This window comes from Hyphomicrobium sp. (assembly GCF_047600905.1).
Taxonomy (GTDB): domain Bacteria; phylum Pseudomonadota; class Alphaproteobacteria; order Rhizobiales; family Hyphomicrobiaceae; genus Hyphomicrobium_B.
Genome location: NZ_JASGKD010000001.1, coordinates 3363425 through 3384109, shown reverse-complemented (window position 1 = coordinate 3384109; position 20685 = coordinate 3363425). Strand labels below are relative to the sequence as shown.

Sequence of the window (20685 nt, the reverse complement as noted above, 5' to 3'; positions counted from 1 at the left end):
CTTGAAGCGCTACCGGACCGGGCGAAGATGAGAACTCTTCGTTAGGACACCTGGCCCTGTAGTCCGCGACTCACACCCAATCCCTCGTCACTGTGTCCGTGTTCCGCGCGCAAGCGGGGCTCGACAGCGAATTGTGTGAACGACCGCTTCTGGCCTAGCATTGGCATAATCGGAGTCTTGTGGGCATCAGCTGTTAGACAGTAGGGAGACCTACATCGATCAGCGTGACCGCATCAGCGCTCCCCGCCTGTTTGCCATCCTTGGGGGATTTGATCTTGAGTGTCGCGTTCAGTCTTACTCGAACTCGTTGCTGCGTCCAGCGTGCTCCTTTTCTGGCTTCCGGCGGCTACCCATGCGGCACCTCGCGATACGGTCGTCGAGACCTCCAACGGTGCCATTGAGGGCGTCTCGGAGAACGGCATCATCTCGTTCAAAGGTATTGCCTACGCCAAGCCTCCCGTCGGTGACCTTAGATGGCGTGAGCCGCAGCCCGTCACCAAGTGGTCCGGCACGCGTAAGGCAAATCACTACGGCAACGCCTGCATGCAGAACCCCGACCAGTCGGCGGAAAATGGTGGAGACCCCGGACCTCTGTCCGAGGACTGCCTTTATCTCAACGTCTGGACACCGACGCTTTCGTCCAAGGCCAAGCTGCCGGTGATCGTCTGGATCCACGGTGGCGGCTACGTGCTCGGCGCCGGCAGCCTGCCGGTCTACGACGGCACGGCGATGGGTAGAAAGGGCGCCGTGTCCGTCAACCTAAACTACCGGCTCGGGCCTCTCGGCTTTTTCGCGCATCCAGCGCTCGACAAGGGAGCGAGCGGAGGGCCCTACAATTTCGGGCTCTATGACCAGGTCGCGGCGCTTAAGTGGGTCAAAGAGAACATCATCAAGTTTGGCGGTGATCCGGACTGCGTCACGATCATGGGCGAGTCCGCGGGAGGGAAGAGTGTGCTCTGGCATTTTGCTTCGCCGCTGTCGCGCGGGCTGTTCCAGAGGGGTATCGCCGAGAGCGTCTATATGCTGCCCGACGTAAAGCTCGAGAAGGCGCGTACCGTGGCGGCGAAGGTTGCAAGCGCGGTCGGGCTCAACGGTGCAGAGGCTTCACTCGATGATCTGCGCAAGGTGCCCCCCGATCGCTTCTTCAAGATTACCGACAAGGAAGCAAATCTCGGTCCTGTCGGGATCGTCGGCGATGCCATGCTGCCGCGCTCGATCGCCGACACGTTCGAGTCCGGCGCGGAGGCGCGTGTCCCGCTCATCATTGGCAACACAAGCGACGATGCGAGCGTCGTTGCCTCGTTCGGTCTGTCGCCCGATGAGATCATGAAGAAGCTCGGCGCGGCGGGCTTCGCCTTGAAGCTGCTTTATCCGGGAGTGCCAGCGGATAAGCTGCCGCGGCAGGCGCTTCGCGACATCCTATTCACGCTGAACACGCGCTGGATCGCGGACCGGCGGGCAAGACATTCGCCCACGTGGCGGTTCTATTTCGATTACGCCGCGGCAAAGGACCGGCCGAACTGGCCGAACGGCGTGCCGCACGGCGGCGAGGTCGTTTATTTTCTCGATACACTGGATAAGAGCTACGCCAAACGCGACCACGCGTATGCTCGCAAAGTCTCAGGCTATGTCTTTGCGTTCGCCGACACCGGCAAGCCGTCGTTCGACGGTGCTGCGGAGTGGCAGGATCACAAGCTGCTGCGCGACCGTACGCTCGTCTTCGGAGAGGACGACATTGAACAGCGGCGCAATTTCATGAAAGCGCGGCTAGATGTGCTAAAGGGCGTGACGAAGATCGCCGATACGCTATTCGGAAAATGAGCTAGTTTCCTACGAGGCCTTAATCGGCTCACAGCCTCGATATTACCATCGCGCGCTACAGTCTTATTATCGTTCGGGATCTCTTCTGCGGGCGGCGATAAAGCCGACTTTGCATATCAAAGGCATTTTGGTCGCCTCTCAATCAACCTTGACGATGATCCGGAAGTTCTCATCTTCATCATCTCCGGCTCGCCATTTCAAAAAGCTTAATTGAATCAGCTCTTGAAGCTCTGCAGGTGCGGACGAAGATAAGAACTCTTCGTTGAAACACTGACTGCGGGATAGAGATCGCACCTCAATACCATGTGGCGATAACAACTGTTATCCACGCAATCTGCTGCCATCTTCGCGGAAAGCCAGAATTTTTTCAGGAGTCGGGGCGAGGGAGATCCAGTCGTCAAAACCGATCTCCTCCCTCCTCGGGCCTCTTACTGTGAGGCCGCTCGCACCTGCATCGATTTCAACAATTGTCTCGGGCCCGAGATGTTCTACTGCCGCGACGCGACCGGCACCAAAGATTTTTCCGGGTGCTTGCGTCATGCGCAAATGCTCCGGCCGAATTCCTACAAACTTTGCATCCGGCGACATTGCAGGATGCCCATCCGGCAGCGAAATTGCACAATCGCCAATCTCGAAGCCTTTCAGGCTTCGAGTGATAACGTTGATCGACGGCGTTCCAATAAAGCCAGCCACGAAAAGGTTTGACGGATCGTCGTAGATCTCGAGTGGTTTGCCGATCTGCTGCACGACGCCGTCGTTCATGACGACAATTCGATCTCCCATCGTCATCGCTTCGACTTGATCGTGCGTCACGTAGATCATCGTGGCGCCCAGGCGATGATGAAGTCGAATCAGCTCGCTGCGCATCGCATTTCGGAGTTTGGCGTCAAGGTTCGACAACGGTTCGTCGAATAGGAAGACTTCTGGCTCGCGCACGATGGCGCGGCCCAGTGCCACGCGCTGACGCTGACCGCCAGAAAGCGTCTTGGGCTTTGCGTCGAGCATCACAGACAAACCAAGAATGTCCGCCGCCGCATTCACCCGCTGCGCGATCTCGGATCGTGGCACTTTCGCGAGCTTGAGCGCAAACTCCATGTTCTCGCGCACCGTTTTGTGCGGATAAAGCGCATAGGATTGAAAGACCATCGCGATATTGCGCAGACGCGGTGCGAGATCCGTCACATCGCGATCGCCGATCTTAATGGTTCCACCAGTTGCTTCCTCGAGGCCTGCCAGCATTCGCAACGTAGTCGTCTTGCCGCAACCGGACGGCCCGACGAGGACGACAAATTCGCCGTCCGCAATGTCAATCGATACGTCTTTGACAATAACGCGATCACCGAAGCGCTTCGAGAGCTTCTCAAGTTGCACGCCACTCACGCGAATGCTCCGAGATGAATGAGTTCAAGGCCGATGAAGACTGCGACGCCCCAAAAGGCCGCCTCGCCTGGCTCCAATCGTTTTGTGCGATAGCTCCATGCAGAAATGCCAAGCTGCAGCGGCAGAGCACAGGCCAGAGTCGCGAGATGGCCAATCATGTCGAGCCTCCGACACGGCGAAGAGCAGCTTGAATTGCCCAGGCGCAAATCGGCAGAACCAGGACATCGACAGCCGAAATGATGAACGGCGGCGCTGCGAGCGCAACCATGCTCCAACTTCCCAGCACGAGAAGCAGGGAATAAAGGAACGCGAAGCATCCCTCCGCATAACGACCCCCGACAAGATCTCGGAAGCATTTGCGCTGGAACCATTCCGTTCGCACCGGCGAGGATATTTCTTCCCCACCGGCGCGTCCGCCCCCCGTCATTTCTTCATGACCTCTTTTGCTTTCGTTGCGATCGCGTTCAGCGCAACATCGGGCTTCTCTTGGTCTGCACCAGCGGCGCTGAGATGTTCCATGATAACCTGCTGCATCTCGATCCACTCCGGAAGCGCCGGGCGCGGATAGAGATAGTCCTTGGCGATCATCTCGCGGAAGAGCTGCACAGGGCCGCTGTCATCCCACTTGCTCTGGGCAAGCACATCTTTGCGGAAAGTTGCGCAGCCAAACTCTTCGCACCGCTCTTGCACGTCCTTGCTCGCGAGCCACTGCGCCAGAAGAAACGCGGCTTCCTTGTTCTGCGACTGCTTCGGGATCACGAACGCATGACCTTCAGAAACGGTCTTATGATTGCCGGGATGCAGGAAATATCCGATCTTGCCAGCGACCTTCGGACATTCCTTCGGCATCTCGAAGAATGCGGTTGAGTCCGCCCACGATGGAACCGAGAAAAGATTGCCCGCGCAGAAGTCGGCATATTCCTCGTCCCAGGTGTATTCCCGGTAGGATGGCGGCGAGTAGGATCTCCACGACAGCATGGTATCAAGCGCCTTTTTGGCGACGGGCGAAGAAAATCCCTCTTTGCCTTCGGCCGAGATCATCTCGCCGCCCATCGAGAGCAGCATGCGCTCGTAATCGAAGATGACGGTCAGATGACGCTTGAAGGCAGCCGCTGTTCCGTAAACGGGGTGATCCAGTGTCTGCCCCGCGAGTTTCTCGCCGGCTTTGCGTCCGAAGAACGAGGCTGCATCGGTCCACTTCTGCCAATCGTCGACGTTGATGATCTTGTCGCCGTTGAAGGGTGTCTCGTAGCCGAACTTGGCCTTGAAGGCGGCTTGTTCTTCCTTATCGGCAGCGATGTCCTTGCGATAGATACCGAAGGGCGGCAGGAAACTATAGGGCATCGCGATCAGCTGGCCCTCGTATTTCATCTGCGTAACGAGCGCCGGAACGATATCTTCAATCTTGAAGGAGGGATCTCTTAGCTTGGCATCATCGAGAAACGGCTGGACAGGTGTTGCAAACTTCTGCCCGCCCCAAACGCCTGTCGAGAACGGATTGATCTGGACGAGATCGTAGATCTGAGTGCCCGTCAGCGCATCGGTCAAAATCTGCTGCTGGATTTGTCCGATGTCTCCCGCTTCGACGTGAACGGTTATACCCGTCGCCTTCTGGAACTCGGGAATGAGTTTTTGATAGGCGATGCATGGCGCGTATGCTTCGCATGCCATGTTTACGGTAGCACCCGAATAGGGCTTAGAGGCCTCTGTGAGATCCCACGCGTTTGCTGGCGCGGATTCGATCCCCATGAAGAACGATAACGTTAGTGGTACGACGGCACATATGGATCTGCGGAACGAAAGCATGACGGCACCTGGACTTTGTTGACGGATGACGTGTGCCGGGCTTCAGCGCCCGATCCTCGTTATTGTGCCTCCCGATCTGACATCGGCCGCTTGCTGCGGCTCTCTCACGAACCTCCGAATTCCTGGCAATGCTGAGCCAGCACGCGAAGGAAGCGACGGTGATTGACGGCCCCATAGCCGACGTAGTCTGCGGCTTCTCCGGGAAAGAGGTTCCCCATGGCGGCCGCAACTTTCTCACCTGGAACTACCGATACGAGCTCTTGCAGCGGAGCCCACAGATATTCACGCAGCGTCGCTATGACAGCGAAGATCGAAAGTTGGCGGACTGCAATCCGATCCGCCGCGATACCGTAGGCTTCCAGCGCGGCAGGCCAAAGCGCGCGCGGGATTTCGCCGTTGACCAGAAAGCCCGCTACATCGTTGAAGGGATGCCCCACGCCGCCATGATCCCAATCGACGAGCTTGAGACCGCCGCAACCGTCGCGGATGAAGTTTTGCGGCAGCGGATCGTTCTGGGTGAAAGCGGGCGTAAACGGCAAGACTTCAGCTTCTAAGGCGTCCGCGAGTTTTTCATGCTCTGGAAGCTCCGGCGTAATCCGGCTTCCGAGCGCACGAAGCTGTCGGCAGTAACCTCGGACCGCTTCAAAATAAGAGACGTAACGTGTCGGCCCGATAAGCTTCGACGTTCCGCGATGCAGCGTTCGCAGAAGCAAGAGCACTTGCTCGACCTGCGCCCAGTTCTTCAGGTCGTCGAGCGACAGCGAACCGCCCGGCACATATTCCATCACGGCAAGCGACGGCTCGATATGGCGAAGCCTCGGATTGACCCCAATGTCCGCCGCCGCACAGATCGCCGTGCGAATGAACCGGTCGTACATATCGTGCGGCACGATATCGAAGCCCACGCGAGCGACCGAACGCGTCGAATTATCATCGATCAACCAGGAAAGATTAGTCAGGCCGCCCAACAACGGCGTCGCACGCGGCGCACGCCATAGCGGAAGTTCGAGGATGTAGGCCTTGATCTGGTCCTGAGACCAGCCGGGATCGATCATGCCGATTTCCCTGCCTCATTTCTGTGCCTGCCAAAGAATACGCCAATCATAAAATTAGTCCAACAATTTTTGTGACTAATTCCACAAACATAGTTGGATTTTTTGCGATATTAGGACGCAAGCCCGCAGCCGCCGGGCAAATTTGGCGACCTGCAATCACGAATATTCAAGAATTAGCTGGAGAGAGCCGCGGAAAGAGCGACGTCTTCGTCGTCGCCTTCCACGCGTGCGATCCGTAATTCGACCCCTGCTCGTCGGATGGCGTTGAGCAAGTTGCCCTCGGGCAGCCGATCGGTGACGAGGACATCGATGTCGTCGAGTGGACAGACAAGATCCAGACGACGCATGCCGAACTTGGTATGATCGGTCAGCAGGACCACACGCTCCGATCGCTCCATCATCGCACGGAGATTCCAGGTAATCCCGGGAATCGATTCAAAGGCACCTTCTTCAGTCAGACCGCTTGCACCGATGAAGACAGTGTTTGCTCGGAAGCGAGAAACGAAATTTGTCGTTTCCTGGCCGATCACGGTCGCTTCGCCAGGATAGTATTCGCCTGGCATCAGCAGCACGCGCGTCGCAGGATTGCTGCTGAGCGTAGTCGCTACGTTTACGCTTGGTGTCAGCACGGTGACGTCAACGGCGCTTGTTGCCAAGCGCTGAGCAAATCCAAACGCCGTAACGCCGGAACTGATCATCAAAACCTCGCCGGGCGAAACCAATGTCATAGCTTCGCGAGCGATCCCTGCCCGCTCGCCTTTATTCATTTCCAGGCGTTGCTTTAAAGTTGGATCGGTTCCGAGCGGGACTACGGAAGCACCGCCGTGCGTCCGATTGATTAGACCTTGGCTGCTGAGTTTATCGAGATCGCGGCGAATGGTTTCACTGCTGACGCCGAACTCGTCCGCAAGCTCATTCAGACGAATCGTAGAATTCGCCCGTAACGTCAGAAGGATCCGCTGCAGCCGGTCGGCGCCGCGCAATTTCCGTGATTTTTCCGAGTCGTGTGCCATGCTAACCTTTCACCGCACCGAACGTCAGCCCTCGAACGAGGTGCTTCTGAACGAAGAACGTGAAGATGATAACAGGAATCGACTGCAACGTTGATGCCGCCGCGACTTCTCCCCACAAGGTACTCGTCTGAGAAACCAACGTGGGGATCATCACTGTAATGGTACGCTCTCCGCCGGACGTCAGGATTAAGGAAAAGAGCAGTTCGTTCCAGGAAAATAGCAGAACGAAGATCGTAACGGTAATCAGTCCAGGCCAAGCCATCGGCAAGCTGACACGAAAAAAGACGCCGAACGGACCACACCCGTCAATTTCTGCTGCTTCTTCGACTTCCCGGGGAACTTCATCGAAGAACGCCCGCATCATCCATACGACCAGGACGAGATTGAAGCTGGCATGGGCGATGATGATCGCAATACCGGCGCGCAACAGGCCGAGCTGGTAAAAGAGCAGATAGAGGGGCAACGCATACGCGACCGGCGGACCAAGTCGGGTTGACAGGATCCAGAAGAACAAGTGGCTCTTGGCCGGAATTCGGAAACGCGAAAAGGCGTATGCCGAAAGCGTCCCGATAAACACGGCGAACACAGTGCTTGTCACGCCGATGATCAGCGAGTTGAGCAAGTACCCATCGAAGTGCTTGCGGAAGAGAACGGTTTCATAATTGCCAAGCGTCGGCGAAAACAGAAAAGTCGGCGGCGAGACGAATATCGCTGCTCGTGGCTTGAAGCTCGATAGGAACATCCATGCATATGGGACGATCGCCACAACAAGCAGGATGGCTAGCGGAATGGCCCAAAAGACCAAGCCACGAAGATGTCCGCGCCCCCGCCACATCACTGAGCCTCGCTTTTCGAAACGGCTGAATAGAAAAGTGCCGCCGCTACGATCGACAAAAAGGCGAGCACCTGACATACGGCCGCGCCATACCCGAGCTGCCACGTCCCGAATATGGTCTTCTGTGCGAACAGCGTCAGGGATTCCGTCGCGTTCGCGCCCGGACCGCCGCCGGTCAACACATAGATCGTGTCAAACACCTTCGACGCATCGATCGTTCGAAACAAGACAGCGATGACGATCAGCGGCTTCAACATTGGAAGCTGAACATGAAAGAATATCTGCGCACGCGTTGCACCATCAAGCTCCGCCGCCTCGACCGGCTCTTGCGGCAACGCGTTTAACCCTGAGAGCAAGATCAGCATCATAAATGGGGTCCATTCCCAGATATCGATCAGCATGATCGCGGCGAACGCTGAGATTTCTCCGGAAAAGACGGATGTATTGTTGAACAATCCGAATGTGTTCAACACATACGTGAACAGCCCGAAGCTCGGCATCAGCATGAACCGCCAAGTCATTGCTACAACGACGGGCGCAATCATCGTTGGGATCATCAGCAATGTCAGAACGAGCCGCCGCCCTTTGAATTCGCGCGCAAGAAATAGCGCGATGGCCATCCCGAGGGCCAACTCGGCTGGAACTACAATGACCACGAAAACGAGGGTCCGGATGACGGCGCTCCAAAACTGCGGATCGTCGCCGAGCAGTCGGCGATAATTGGAAAGCCCAACGAAAATATCGTGGCTTCCAAAACTCGTCAGTCGCCAGTCGGTGAGGCTGTCCGCAATCGCCATCACGCTCGGCACGAGCGAAGTGATAGTGAGAAACAGAACGACCGGCACCATGCAAAAGAGAATGAAGACCGATCGGTCGTTCAACATCCGGCGTTTGCTGGCCGTATTGCTCATTCGGCAGCCCGTACCGAATGAGAATCGAAAGCTTCGCTAGACATCACCTGGACAGGAATTCTTGCCCCGCCCTTGCGAAGCTCAAAGGTGCCCCCAAGATTAATGCTCTTCCCTGGCGTCGCGCGCACAAAACCAATGGCGATCGCCCGACCAAGACGCTTCGACCAGCCCCCGCTCGTCGTCCAGCCGACACATTTGTCGTCGCAAAAAATGGCTTCAGCACCACTTAGGACAGCACCGCCATCTGCGCTGGAGAAGCGAATAAGTTGTTTGCTCGGCACCGCGGCACGCGCGCTGATCAGCGCGTCGCGGCCGACAAAATCCGATTTTTCAAAATCGACGAGATTGGCAAGTCCAGCTTCCAAAGGCGTCGCGTCGGCACCGAAGTCACGGCCCCAATCGGCCGTTCCCGCTTCGAGCTTGATGCGTGCCAAAGCGCGCGCACCGGCTGGAATTCCGGCGGCCTTAGATCCGGCGGCAGCGAGAGCATTCCACACGGCGACGGCATACTCGGACGAAACAACAAGCAACCAATCGAGGGCTTGCCCCTCCGGCGCGCAAACCAAAGTCACCGGCGCGCCAGCCAATGTCGTGGATGCTACTGTTGATGGAGCGGCCGTTACGGCATCGAATACGCCATCTATCGTCGCGCGCAAAACTTCTGCGGTTCGTGGCCCGACAAGCCCGATGGCCGCATAACCAGCAGTCACGTCGACGGAGACAACATTGTCGCGACCGAACAAATGGCTTCGAAGATAGGCGTCGACGATGGTCGCGCGATTTGCCGGCGCGCACACCAGCTGATCGTTCGCCCTCAACGGCAAAACCAGTACATCGGCTTGAATATGCCCGCGACTGCTTAGAAAGAGCGTGCGAGTCGCGCGGCTGTCCCGCCCAACGTCGGATGTCGCGATGACTTGCAGGGCATCCGTCGCGTTGGCCCCGAGAACGCGAAACTTCGCTATTGCGCTGAGATCGAATAGAGCTACTCCGTTGTCGGCCGCCGACCGCTCGTTGGCGATAGCATCCTCCATCGCCTCGCCACGCGGCGCATACCACGCCGGAACTTCCCAAGCTTGAATAGGCTCGAAGACAGCGCCTGCCCCCTCGCAAAGCGTGTGAAGCGGACTGAGGCGCAGCGGCCGTCCGGCTTTGAAGATCTCCGTCGGATCTCCCTTTGCATAGTGATTAGCAAAGCCTTCCATCGCGCGAACGGCAACTTGCCGGTCTGATCGCATGTAGGCGCCGAAGCGACGAATGTCGGCAGACCAAAGATCATAGGGCTGCTCGCCCTCTAGAATCCAAGATGCAAGAGCTTTGCCCGCACCGCCGCCAGAAGCGATTCCGAAGCCGTTGAATCCTGCCCCGACGAAGACATTTCGAACTTCGGGTGCTTCGCCAAGAATGAACGTACCGTCGTGGGTGAAACTGTCGAGACCGTGAATCCAGGTTTTTATGCCGACATTTGCAAGTGACGGGATACGATGGAGCGCGCCTTCCATCAGGTATTCGAAATTCTCGATGTTTTCCTCAAAGAGCTTGAACTCCTCGTTCGGAAGAACCGGGCTTTCGAGATAAGGAACCGGCGTGCGCTCATAGCCTCCGAACGAAAGACCTCCGACCTCTTCCTTGAAAAATGTGCCGAGATCCGGATCGCGCAGACTGGGCGCATGCCGCGGCAAGCCGGGCATCGGTTCGGTAATGGCGTATTGGACGTACGTCGGCTGAAGCGGAACGCTCACACCAATCGTAGCGGCGAGTTCACGCGTCCAAATTCCGGTGCACAGGACCAACGTTTCGCACGTGATCGTTCCCTGATCCGTCGTGACGCCACGCACTTCGTTGTTGACGACATCGATCTTCAAAACGCGAGTCCGCTCGAAGATCTTCACGCCATTCTGGCGCGCACCCTTTGCCATCGACATCGTGACGTCGCTGGGATTTGCCATGCCGTCATTCGGCAGCCAAAGCGCACAACGCACGTCGTCGACTTGCATAATCGGCAGCTTCGCCTGTGCCTCCTGAGGTGAAATGAGATCAGCCTCTATCCCATAGCTGCGCACCAGCGTGAGCAATCGCTCAAGTTCCGCTTGCCGTCCATCTGACGAAGCCAACCGCAACGAGCCCGTCTGCACCCAGCCCGTCGCCTGGCCGGTTTCTGCTTCGAGCGTCTCGTATAGATCGATGGAATCTTTGACGAGGCGCGTGAGACTGCTGTTGCCCCGCAGATTTCCGATGGCACCGGCCGCGTGCCAAGTCGTCCCCGACGTCAACTGCCCCTTCTCGATGAGAACGACTTCGGTGCAGCCCATCTTGGCCAGATGGTAAGCCGTCGAACAGCCGACGATGCCTCCGCCGACAATCACGATACGCGCGTGTGAAGGAAGACTCGTCATTTGCATGCACCAATCCGAGAACCTACCCCAGGATGCCTCACACAAACGCACATCGCAACTCTTTTTGTTGAAAAATTACAAATTATGTGTAATTTTTTGACAGATATCTCGTCAAAATCAAAGACGATGAGATTATCCGGGGCGGAACTCTGACCAGCGGAAGCAACGATGCAGCAAATCAAAGGGCTCCTCTTCGACAAGGACGGCACAATTCTGGACTTCTATAAAACCTGGATCCCTATCAATCGACGTATGGCGCTGGACGCTGCAGGCGGTGACCCGGACGTCGCGGCCGAACTGTTGCGGGCATCCGGCCATGACCCGGAGACCGATATCGTCAAGCCTGGTGCACTTCTGATCGGCTCAGATGTTACCGTCATCGCTGACCACTTCGCTCAAGTTCTGAAAAACAGATCATCGGCCGATCTTTACGAAGTCGTATCGCGCAATTTCCGGGATGGCGGGGCCGAGCATGCGACGTTAATCGACGGTTCGATCGAAGAGATCGAACGATTGCGCGACGCGGGCTACCGCCTGGGATTGGCGACAAACGACACATTCGATGGCATGCAAGCCTCTCTCGGACGCTTCAGCGGGATACTCGACTTGTTTGAGTTTTGTGTCGGCTGCGACAGCGGCCACGGCGCAAAGCCGGAACCGGGAATGGGCCTCGCATTCGCGCAACACACTGGCCTCGATCCCGAAAACTGCGCAATCATCGGGGACTCAATTCATGATTTGGAAATGGGCCGCCGCGCCGGATTTGGTCTGCGTGTCGGCGTTCTTTCCGGCCCTTACCGGCAGGTCGATCTCGAACCTTATGCCGACGTTGTCATCGACAGCGTCGTCGAACTCGGTGCGCTTTTTAACTTACCAACAAAGGCGGCAACGCAGATCTGAAGGCTGTGGATCGTTAAGATTACGGTAAATAGGCTTTTATGGAGAATTTCGTCATCGCCCTCCCCAAAAAACCAATTCCTAATCTTCACGGAGAACGCTTCGCCGGAACGCCCAAGCTGTCACGGCGCGACGCCAATTTTGATGTTGATCGTCCGCTTACCCAAGCAAGCGGCAGGCATTTGATGGCTCTCAATCGACCGCTTTGACTCGGAATGTACGAGAGATGGAACGCCTCCCGATCGACATACCCGATCACGCACCTCTCAAAGAAAAGCGAATGTGGCTAATGATACTTCTGAAAGTCTTTCTCTAGATGCACCTCCATTTTCCCAGTGGTTCTCATTTTTTCGCGAGAAACCCGCGAGCCAAGGCTTGAAAAGAGCGATCATCGATTCAAGTCCGTCAATATTTCTGACGTGCTTCCTGACCAAAGGAGGATAGCGGAGCCGATCCCTCGGGCAGAACGATCTCACCGCGCGCGCGGCGCTCCTTCAGGTAGGTGAAGCTCTGCATGGTCTGCGCGAAGAGGTGCTCACCCGCTTTCAGCGATGCTTTCAGAGGTTTGTCGCCGTTTGCGAAACGCGGCAAAGGAGCGACGACCGTATCGTAATCCGCCGCGAAGAAGAGCGGAAACGAGTAGCGCTCCTCAGACACCTTCCGCACACGATGGGACGTTGCCGTAAATTCGCCGTTCGTCCAGATTTCCATCATGTCGCCGATATTGACGACATAGGCGCCAGGTACAGGCGGCGCGTCGATCCAGTCACCGGCACCGTTCATCACTTCGAGCCCGGGAGCTGTCGCCCGCAGCAGGGTAAAGCACTCATAGTCGGTGTGAGCGCCGATCCCAGGCCGATCCTCGGCGCTGGCGTCAAATGGGTAGTGGATGAGTCGCAACTGGCTCGGCGGCTTCGTCACGTACTGGTCGAAGAATGTCGGCTCCTCGCCGATCGCCATTGAGAAACCGCGCAAAAGAACCCGGCCGAGCGCGAAGACGGCCATATAGTAATCGTCAACCGCCTTTGCGAAGCCGGGCAGGTCGGGCCATTGATTGGGCCCCAAGAGCGGATTCCCGGAAGCGTAATCGGGGTCATCGGCGGGTAAATCGATCGAGAGGTCGTAAGCCTCCTTTTTGTCCTTCGTCCCGGAGGCGAAGACTTCTTCGCCCTCCGGGACGTAGCCGCGATGGTTACGCGAGTTGCCGATATAGACCTTCATCTTCTCGTTCTCAGGCAAAGCGAAGAAGCGCTTGGTTGCTTCGAGGACGCCATGGAAGAGGAACTCGTCGATACCGGCACCCGTAACGTAGACGAAGCCGACCGTTCGCGCTGCCTTTCCGAGTTCATCCGCGACTGCCTTTTTCTCGGCAAGCGTACCCGTTCGCAGCTTCGCAATATCGACGATCGGAATGCTGGAAAAGTTTGCTGGAGTGGTCATTTTCGTCCTCTCGTCTCAAAGCTTGTGATCAGCTGCAAGCTGCATGAACGTATCGTCGAGCCGGAGCTTGATGTTCGACGTGTCGCCAAGCGTCTTTCCCGGCAACTGAATGCCAATCGCGTCCTTGGACTTGGCGCCATTACCCATGAGCTGGTGATCGAAACAGAAGCTGCGCACGAGGTCCATTGCTGTCACCATTTCCGGCGAGCGGATCGACTTGGCACCGAAGGCGGGATCGTAATAGAACGCCGTCGTCCCGATCTGCGAGTTGATGCTCTCGACCGTCGTCCCCGACAGATCGGCCATGAACTTGCGTGCTTCCGCACTTTTCTCGTCGTTGCCCTTGATGACGTCGAGCGTTTCGAACCAAGCTCCAGTCAGTGCTTTCCCCAACTCCGGATGGTCTTTCAACACCTTGGTATTGACGAGCAGAGCGTCGACCAGTTCTCCCGGCATTTCGGTGGACTGATAAACGACGCTGACGTTCGGCTGCTTCTTCAGCTCGATGAAAGCCGGGTTCCATGCAACGACCGCATCGACGTCAGGCGTCTGAAAAGCTGCCACGAAGTCCGCATCCGAAACATTCTGCAGCTTCACATCATCAATATTCATATGGTGCGTTTCGAATGCCCGGGCCAGCATGTAGTGCGAAACCGAGAACTCGACGAGGTTGATCTTCTTACCCTTGAGGTCCGCAAATGTCTTATTCGCGCCCTTCAGAACAATTCCGTCGTTGCCGTTCGAATAGTCGCCCAGGATCGGAATGGTTGTGTCGACTCCGCCGACCGCGGGAATGGTCAGAGCATCCATCGTCGTGGCAGCGACGGCGTCCGCTTTTCCACCGGTGAACTGATTGATCAATTCGATGTAATCGTTGACCTGAACCAACTCGATATTGATGCCGTACTTTTTCGCCCACTTCTGCAGGATGCCGGCGTGCTGCGCATAAGGCCACGGCAGGTAACCCGTGTAAATCGACCACGCGACCTTGAAGGTCGGCTCTGCACGTGCCGGATGAGGCAGCGCGGCAAAAAGCAGAACAAAGGTGCAGACGACGAAACGAAGAAGCAAACGCATTGTCATGAGGCTCTCCCTGTTATTGAGCGGAAAAAGGAAAGCGCTCCTTCGTCGTGTTCCTGCCCTGAAATCGTTTGTTGTTCGTCGCCGACGTCGAGGTCGACGATTTTCCAATGTCGTACGGATGGCGTCCCTGTTGCGGTGATGTCGGTGGTCGTCAGATTTTTTCCGTCGAGCGAGAACGATGGCGCAAGATCGGCCTTAACCCGGAAAGGAAGGCTGGACCGGCCGATCGACCAGGATGCGCCGTGAATGCGCCCCAACGAAATTTCGCAATCAAGAAGCGCACGCGCTTCCGCAAGCGAATGCTTCGCCACCAATTCCGCGAGCGAACCTCCATGCGGAAGCGTCTCGGCTCGGTTGCGGACGTACATGAAGATATCGCCGATACGGACGAGAAATCCCTCAATCCCGTGCTGATCCTTCATTCGGATGGCAAAGTGCGGGGAAAAGCGCTGCGCAGTTTGATGCCAGTGCTCGATGTAAGGGATATCTCTGCCTCGCTCGACAAGCACCCCCTCGGAGAATGCGAGATACCCGGCGTCTGCGGCATCGCTCGGGCATTGAAAATCGATTATCCGCTGCCATTCGAAGGCATCGCCAGCGACCACAAAGCGACCGGCAAACCCCTCCTGGCCGGCCAGCCAATCGAGATGAGCAGGTTCAAGATCGTTGAGACACAAAACCCCATCGAACGACGGCGCATTGGGCGGCTGGCGCAGATCAGCGAATAAATTCGGCCCCTGCATCCACGCGACGTACGTCGTCGTATCCTGACGTCCGTCGGGCCAAGCGATAAGCGATCGCTCCCACAGGCCAAGCGTATCCTTAATTCCAACCATCTGCGCCCCTTCTACGATAGGGCACGATGGCATTGGCTAGGCGACGCCAGAAGCAGTTGCATATCGATACGAGCCATAAATGGAATCTATGGCTCGGCGGCTCGCGCAGCTTAGTCTTTAGGGTCCGCAGGCTTCAGATGCATGTCGATCATGTCGAGAAGCGCCCGTGCCGGCGCTCCGAGGTTGGCATCTCGCGTGACCAGGTAGACATGGTATGTCGGCAGGATATCCGGCTTGAGCATTGGCCATAGCTCGCCCGCGTTGACGGCCTCCGCAGCAACCACTGTTGGCAGAAAGCCAATACCGATGCCGATTTGAATGAGGCGCTTGACTTCGTGCAACGTCTCCGCCGAACCGCCTGCGCGCTCGCCGAGGCCATATCGCTGCCGAAAGCTCGCAAGCTCCGCTGGCTCGTCCTCACCTGTCAGAACGAAAATTTCGTCCGATGCGGCCTCGGGCTCCAATGTCCTTTGACCGAAGGCTGGATGCCCCCTGCCGCAATAGAGCTGCTGCCATTCCCGCATGAGCGGCCGGTAACAAAGATCGGTGCTCGTTACCGCATCGCAGGCGATGCCGATATCGGCGCTGCCATCCTTCACCGACAGAACGACGTCGCGCCAAGGAGCAATGTCGAGGCGAATCTCCACTTCGGGGTTGACCTGATGGAAAGCGACCATCGCGTGGTCGAATTCGGGAGATACGAGATCCGAGATCACGCGCACGGTCACGAGCCCCTGAAGATGCCCCGAAGTGCGCGCGACCTCCCCCGGCAGACCTGTGATCAAGACTTCGATGTCTTCAGCGGCCTTGAGAAAAGAGCGCCCCGCCGGTGTCAGAGCGACGCCACGGGCAGTGCGAACGAAAAGCGGAGCGCCGACATGGTCTTCAAGGCGTTTCAGGCCCGCACTGATCGTCGGCTGTTGCTTGTTGAGCGCGCGCGCAGCCGTGCTGATACCACCGGAGCGGACGATGCCGAGGAAAAGTTTAACGAGGTTCCAATCGAGATTTCGCGCAAAAAGCTGGCCGCTTTTCGAGACGCGTGATCCTTCGGCCATGTGTTTGAGCTTGCCCGCGACGCTTGAAACACTTCAACATAACGCGTGCTGGCGGCCTGCCAACCCACCCCGACTAGACCATTTGTCTCGGCGTTTTCCCATTGTTCGCATGAGAGCGTCGAGGCCCGTGTCGGCTGCTGGCCCCAAGCGGACCGCAATTACCGGTCGTGTCTATTTCCGTTGATGACTTCAGAGGGGACATCGTGCCGGAAGGCACTAAGCTCACTATATAGTACAGCTATCAATCAAACTTAACGATGATCCGGAAGTTCTCATCTTCATCACCTCCGGCGCGCCACCCCGAACAAGAGTCGAACACTCCGCGATGTCCGCGTCGCAGAGAGTGTGGGCGGGCTTCTCGACACAATCGAGAAACGCGCGTGAGGATAGGAAGTCGCTGATGTGTATCCGGCCTGTTTGATCGGCTTGCGGGCCGTGGACCGTGATAGGGATATGCACCAACCATTGTCTCATTAGCTGATAGATCGTCTAGCGACCATTTCTCTACCTAGACTTCGGGTGTGAGTGAGCGAAATGTTTGGTTTGGACGGTGGTTTGACACCCCCGCTGCTTCCGCTCGGCGATTTTCATCTTCTTTTTTATATTGCGATGCAATGTTGGGAGAACCGACGAGCGGCCGTGATATCATTATTTAAAACGCTCTCCATTCGGCCTCGATGTCGTCCAACCGGTTTGCGCTTTCCAGCGTCGCCATTTTCAGAGATCTTCCCGCCGCGGCGCTTCGGCTTCTCGAAGATCGCTTGCAGCCGATCCATGTCCGTCGCGGTGAGTTAGTCGTCCGACAAGGCGAACCCGCAAACGCTCTCTACGTCGTCCTATCGGGACGTTTTGCCGTCGAAATCCGCGACTATTCCGGCACGGTCGCCGAGATTTCGCGCGGTTCGACAATCGGCGAAATCGCATTTTTGGCGGGCGGCAAAAGAACCGCGACGGTGCGAGCTATTCGAGACGGAATTCTCGTGCGTCTGACACGCGCCGACTTCGATGCGATTTCCGAAAACTCCTCCGCAGCTTGGGCCGCCGTCACGGCAACGCTCGCCGAGCGCCTAGCAGCAGAAACACGACGTAACTTCGAGACGACCCATAGTTCCGTTGCACCGCGTGCGAGGCCGAGGCCGCGCACAATTGCCGTCATCGGAGCAACTTCGGGATTTGTTGCGCCGCCGTTTCTAAAAGAATTTGCACAAGCTGCTTCGGCCAGATCCGGCACGCTGGTCGTCTCAAGCGCGACGATAACCGATGTCATCGGTGGCCCTTGCGATACCGATCTGGATTTTACCGAAGCGCTGAATGAACTCGAAGGTCGCTTCGAAACGATCGTATTTATCACTGATGAAGAACTGACCCTCTGGAGCGAAAAATCGATCCGGCAAGCGGATGAGATAGTGATTGTCGCTTCTTCCTTCGATGAGCGCGTATCAGCGACCGTTCCGTTGGGAAATCTCGAAGCCTTTGCGCTGTCAGTGCATCCGCGTGCTTCACGGAGGCTGGTGATCGTCCACGCGCAAAGCGGATTTGCGGAGGGCACGCGCTATTGGCTCGCGCTGAGGGAGCCCGCGATGCATCATCACGTAGCGCTCAACAGTGCCGATGACATTGGCCGCCTCTGGCGTTTCCTGGCAGGTGAAGCTTTGGGCTTCGTGGCCTGCGGAGGTGGTGCGTACTGCGCGGCCCATATCGGGGTTTACCGGGCGTTTCGCGAAGCGGGCATAGCGTTCGATATATTGGGGGGAACTTCCGGCGGCGCCGCGATGGCTGCAGCGTTCGCGAAGGATCTCAATCCGCTTGCGATAGATGCCGGCGTGCATCGGATGTTTATCGAGGGAAGAGCCCTTTCGCACTACACCCTACCGAAGTACGGCCTGCTCGATCACACTCATTTTGATGATCACCTCAAACGTGAATATGGCGGTGTGCGCATCGAGGATCTTTGGAAGCCCTATTTCGCTGTTTCGGCTGATCTGTCGAATTACGAAGCCGAGGTTCATCGCTCCGGTCATTTGTGGCAGGCCATCCGCGCGAGTGCGGCAATACCTGGCTTGCTGCCGCCATTCTATACGGAGGATGGCCGCATGCTCGTCGACGGCTCGGTGATCTCGAATGTCCCAATCGAGTCGATGCATGCTCTGAAGCGTGGACCTAATGTCGTCGTGAGTTTCCACGGGGCTGAAGGACAGAAATTCGCCGTTGACTACGCGGCGCTTCCCAAACGCGGTGACTTGATTTGGCGAACGCTCAATCCTTTCTCGGGACAACCTTTGCCGGCGGCTCCATCCGCTGCAACAGTCCTCGTTCGAAGCTTGATGGCTAATCGCGGCCGTTTCGATCGCCATTTAGAACCAGATGATTGGCTGTTGGTGCCGCCAACGCCCGCCGGAATGGGCGCACTTGATTGGCGTCGGCACACGGAAGTTATGGACGCCGCCTATGAATACTGTCGTCGGGCAATAGCTTCGCGTGACCCAGCCTCGTGGATGAGGTCTAAGACCTAACCGGAAATGCCGCTGGCAAAGGCACAAATCAGAACGATTAGACTGCAAACGACGTCGGTAGGGCGGCGGCCATCAGACGGGATATGACGCGATCGGCGGTCGCCGATGTACCGGCACGTGCTTCCGAGCCGAGTGGGAGAGTGCGTTCGTCCACAATTCGGGTTAGCGCTTGGAGATCGTCGTCGGGGACGTCGTGGATGTGAGCGTGCCGGGCGATGGCAACGTAATCCTTGCGCCACAGCGCGGCCATCAGCGCCAACGGACCAAATTGTTCCTTTTGCATCACGATGGCCTTGTGGCCGCCCTCTTCGCCGGCAGACTTCAGATATTGCTCGTAGTAGTGGCTCCAGTGCCGCGCCGGCTTCTGATGGTGTTCCACATGATAGTCGAATCCGAGATTGCCATGCTCGGCATCAACGAAGTCGATCGTGTGGCCATGAACCTCGTGCGGATCGTTCGGGTCGACGAGGCCATGCTGATAGAACGTGATCAAAGTAATGAAGGGGCCACCAAGGAAGCGTGAAATGAAGAGATACACGGCAGCCGCTGGATTGAAGATCGCGACGGCGAACACGAATGCGTACCAAATAACAAGTCCACGAATAACTTCGCGAATTTGACGCTTTTTCCCTTTTTTTATGAGGTACTGAAGGAGCAGGCAGCCTGACACCAGATCCACGCTTTGCCAGAAAGCATGCAGGCTGAAATCGAAGAAGCTTGTCCGGTCGTAAGGCAGTGTTGTCTGCGTATCGAGCGGACCATTGTCCTCCGTGTGATGCACGTAGACGTGCTGCACGCGATAAAATCCCGGCACGCGCGAGGTCAGCAATGCAAAGACATACTCGAAATAGAATTGCAGCACGCCGAGCAGCATCTTGATACGCGGACTTGCGCCTATCTTCGGAGCAAAGACGCGCGTGTGGATGTTCTGGTGCTCGACAATCTCCTGCGGGAACTGGCCCAATAGCAGCGTCGTCGCGTAAGCCATGATGACGAAATAGTTGATCGTGCTGGGCAGAATTAAAAGCACGGTCATCGGAGCCATGAGAATAGAGTTCGCTACCCAGATCCGCGTGAAGATCGCGTCGACCGGATGGTGGAGAACGCTCGCGAGCCAACGCTCGATGGGACGCTCTGCAATTGACGCTTTGAGGCCATCGAAAGTCTCGGCGCACTCCGTATAGAACAGATAGGCTCGCGCAAGGAGACCGAGGGACAGCCAAAAACTAATCTCGATAAGGATGTCGCGCGGGTTGGAATAGTCAGGAAAGAACCCTGGAACAGACTGGGAGATTACCGAAGTGAGAACCGTCGTGGCGATGAGCCAACCGAGCGGGTGCCGCTTGATAACCGACCGAGGTACGATCTTGGCGCCCAATGCTCCGGCTCCCGCAACCAGCCAATAAAGCATCCCAGCGGCAAGAACAAAATATCCAGCCATGATGGAGGCAAACGCGGTCAGCATCGCGCGGAGCAAACTTATTTTGCTCACACCGGAACGTGTTTCGGTGGATGAAGAAAACTCCGTGGCGGCTATCGGGAGCGCGTCTTCGCTCATATCACTTCCCCAAGATTGAACTACGCAAGACGTCGTGAAGGTGCAGACGGCTAGTCGTCTGCTCCCAGAGGCACGTCATTCGCCAT

At 57.0% G+C, this 20685-nt stretch carries 17 protein-coding genes; 3 read left to right on the top strand and 14 right to left on the bottom strand.

Annotated features, from left to right (window positions below):
• Nucleotides 1-279: 279 nt before the first annotated feature.
• Entirely contained in the window at nt 280-1821 is a 1542-nt protein-coding gene (locus QM780_RS16275; protein WP_415071484.1) for a carboxylesterase/lipase family protein, read from the top strand.
• A 321-nt stretch (nt 1822-2142) separates the two neighbouring features.
• Here the strand turns inward: QM780_RS16275 and QM780_RS16270 are convergent, their stop codons facing one another.
• From QM780_RS16270 to QM780_RS16230, 9 genes are all read right to left on the bottom strand, one after another.
• Nucleotides 2143-3201, bottom strand: coding sequence for an ABC transporter ATP-binding protein (locus tag QM780_RS16270; protein WP_415071483.1), 1059 nt, complete (start codon nt 3199-3201; stop codon nt 2143-2145).
• On the bottom strand, nt 3198-3359 hold the full coding sequence (locus QM780_RS16265) for a hypothetical protein (RefSeq protein ID WP_415071482.1): 162 nt from the start codon (nt 3357-3359) through the stop codon (nt 3198-3200). The genes QM780_RS16270 and QM780_RS16265 overlap by 4 nt, the downstream gene beginning before the upstream one ends.
• On the bottom strand, nt 3356-3628 hold the full coding sequence (locus tag QM780_RS16260) for a hypothetical protein (RefSeq protein WP_415071481.1): 273 nt from the start codon (nt 3626-3628) through the stop codon (nt 3356-3358). The genes QM780_RS16265 and QM780_RS16260 overlap by 4 nt, the downstream gene beginning before the upstream one ends.
• Nucleotides 3625-4872, bottom strand: a complete 1248-nt coding sequence (locus QM780_RS16255) for an extracellular solute-binding protein (RefSeq protein WP_415071480.1) — start codon at nt 4870-4872, stop codon at nt 3625-3627. Before QM780_RS16255 ends, QM780_RS16260 begins: the two co-directional genes overlap by 4 nt.
• A 239-nt stretch (nt 4873-5111) precedes the next feature.
• A complete protein-coding gene (locus QM780_RS16250; RefSeq protein WP_415071479.1) occupies nt 5112-6062 on the bottom strand; it encodes a phosphotransferase in 951 nt (316 codons plus the stop codon).
• Between the two features lie 173 nt (nt 6063-6235).
• Nucleotides 6236-7075: a DeoR/GlpR family DNA-binding transcription regulator gene (locus tag QM780_RS16245; protein ID WP_415071478.1), complete on the bottom strand. Its 840-nt coding sequence runs from the start codon at nt 7073-7075 to the stop codon at nt 6236-6238.
• Nucleotide 7076: 1 nt separating this feature from the next.
• Nucleotides 7077-7910 (bottom strand): carbohydrate ABC transporter permease, encoded by an 834-nt coding sequence (locus tag QM780_RS16240; protein ID WP_415071477.1) that lies wholly within the window; start codon nt 7908-7910, stop codon nt 7077-7079.
• Complete coding sequence (locus QM780_RS16235; RefSeq protein WP_415071476.1) at nt 7910-8821, bottom strand: carbohydrate ABC transporter permease; 912 nt, start codon at nt 8819-8821, stop codon at nt 7910-7912. Before QM780_RS16235 ends, QM780_RS16240 begins: the two co-directional genes overlap by 1 nt.
• Entirely contained in the window at nt 8818-11217 is a 2400-nt protein-coding gene (locus tag QM780_RS16230) for a GcvT family protein (RefSeq protein ID WP_415071475.1), read from the bottom strand. Before QM780_RS16230 ends, QM780_RS16235 begins: the two co-directional genes overlap by 4 nt.
• 168 nt (nt 11218-11385) lie before the next feature.
• Here QM780_RS16230 and QM780_RS16225 point away from each other — a divergent pair, with 168 nt between their 5' ends.
• Nucleotides 11386-12117 (top strand): HAD family hydrolase, encoded by a 732-nt coding sequence (locus tag QM780_RS16225; RefSeq protein ID WP_415071474.1) that lies wholly within the window; start codon nt 11386-11388, stop codon nt 12115-12117.
• Nucleotides 12118-12519: 402 nt separating this feature from the next.
• On the opposite strand, the gene QM780_RS16220 is transcribed toward QM780_RS16225, so the two are convergent.
• From QM780_RS16220 to QM780_RS16205, 4 genes are all read right to left on the bottom strand, one after another.
• Nucleotides 12520-13554 (bottom strand): isopenicillin N synthase family dioxygenase, encoded by a 1035-nt coding sequence (locus QM780_RS16220; protein WP_415071473.1) that lies wholly within the window; start codon nt 13552-13554, stop codon nt 12520-12522.
• A 15-nt stretch (nt 13555-13569) separates the two neighbouring features.
• Nucleotides 13570-14637 carry a putative urea ABC transporter substrate-binding protein gene (locus QM780_RS16215; protein ID WP_415071472.1) on the bottom strand — a complete coding sequence of 356 codons (1068 nt, stop codon included), beginning with the start codon at nt 14635-14637 and terminating at the stop codon, nt 13570-13572.
• Nucleotides 14634-15473 (bottom strand): hypothetical protein, encoded by an 840-nt coding sequence (locus QM780_RS16210; RefSeq protein ID WP_415071471.1) that lies wholly within the window; start codon nt 15471-15473, stop codon nt 14634-14636. The genes QM780_RS16215 and QM780_RS16210 overlap by 4 nt, the downstream gene beginning before the upstream one ends.
• A gap of 110 nt (nt 15474-15583) precedes the next feature.
• On the bottom strand, nt 15584-16528 hold the full coding sequence (locus tag QM780_RS16205) for a LysR family transcriptional regulator (RefSeq protein WP_415071470.1): 945 nt from the start codon (nt 16526-16528) through the stop codon (nt 15584-15586).
• Nucleotides 16529-17205: 677 nt separating this feature from the next.
• On the opposite strand from QM780_RS16205, the gene QM780_RS16200 reads away from it, so the two are divergent.
• Nucleotides 17206-19041 (top strand): cyclic nucleotide-binding and patatin-like phospholipase domain-containing protein, encoded by a 1836-nt coding sequence (locus QM780_RS16200; RefSeq protein ID WP_415071469.1) that lies wholly within the window; start codon nt 17206-17208, stop codon nt 19039-19041.
• Between the two features lie 37 nt (nt 19042-19078).
• Here QM780_RS16200 and QM780_RS16195 read toward each other — a convergent pair whose 3' ends face one another.
• On the bottom strand, nt 19079-20533 hold the full coding sequence (locus tag QM780_RS16195) for a fatty acid desaturase (protein ID WP_415071468.1): 1455 nt from the start codon (nt 20531-20533) through the stop codon (nt 19079-19081).
• Nucleotides 20534-20685: the final 152 nt, after the last annotated feature.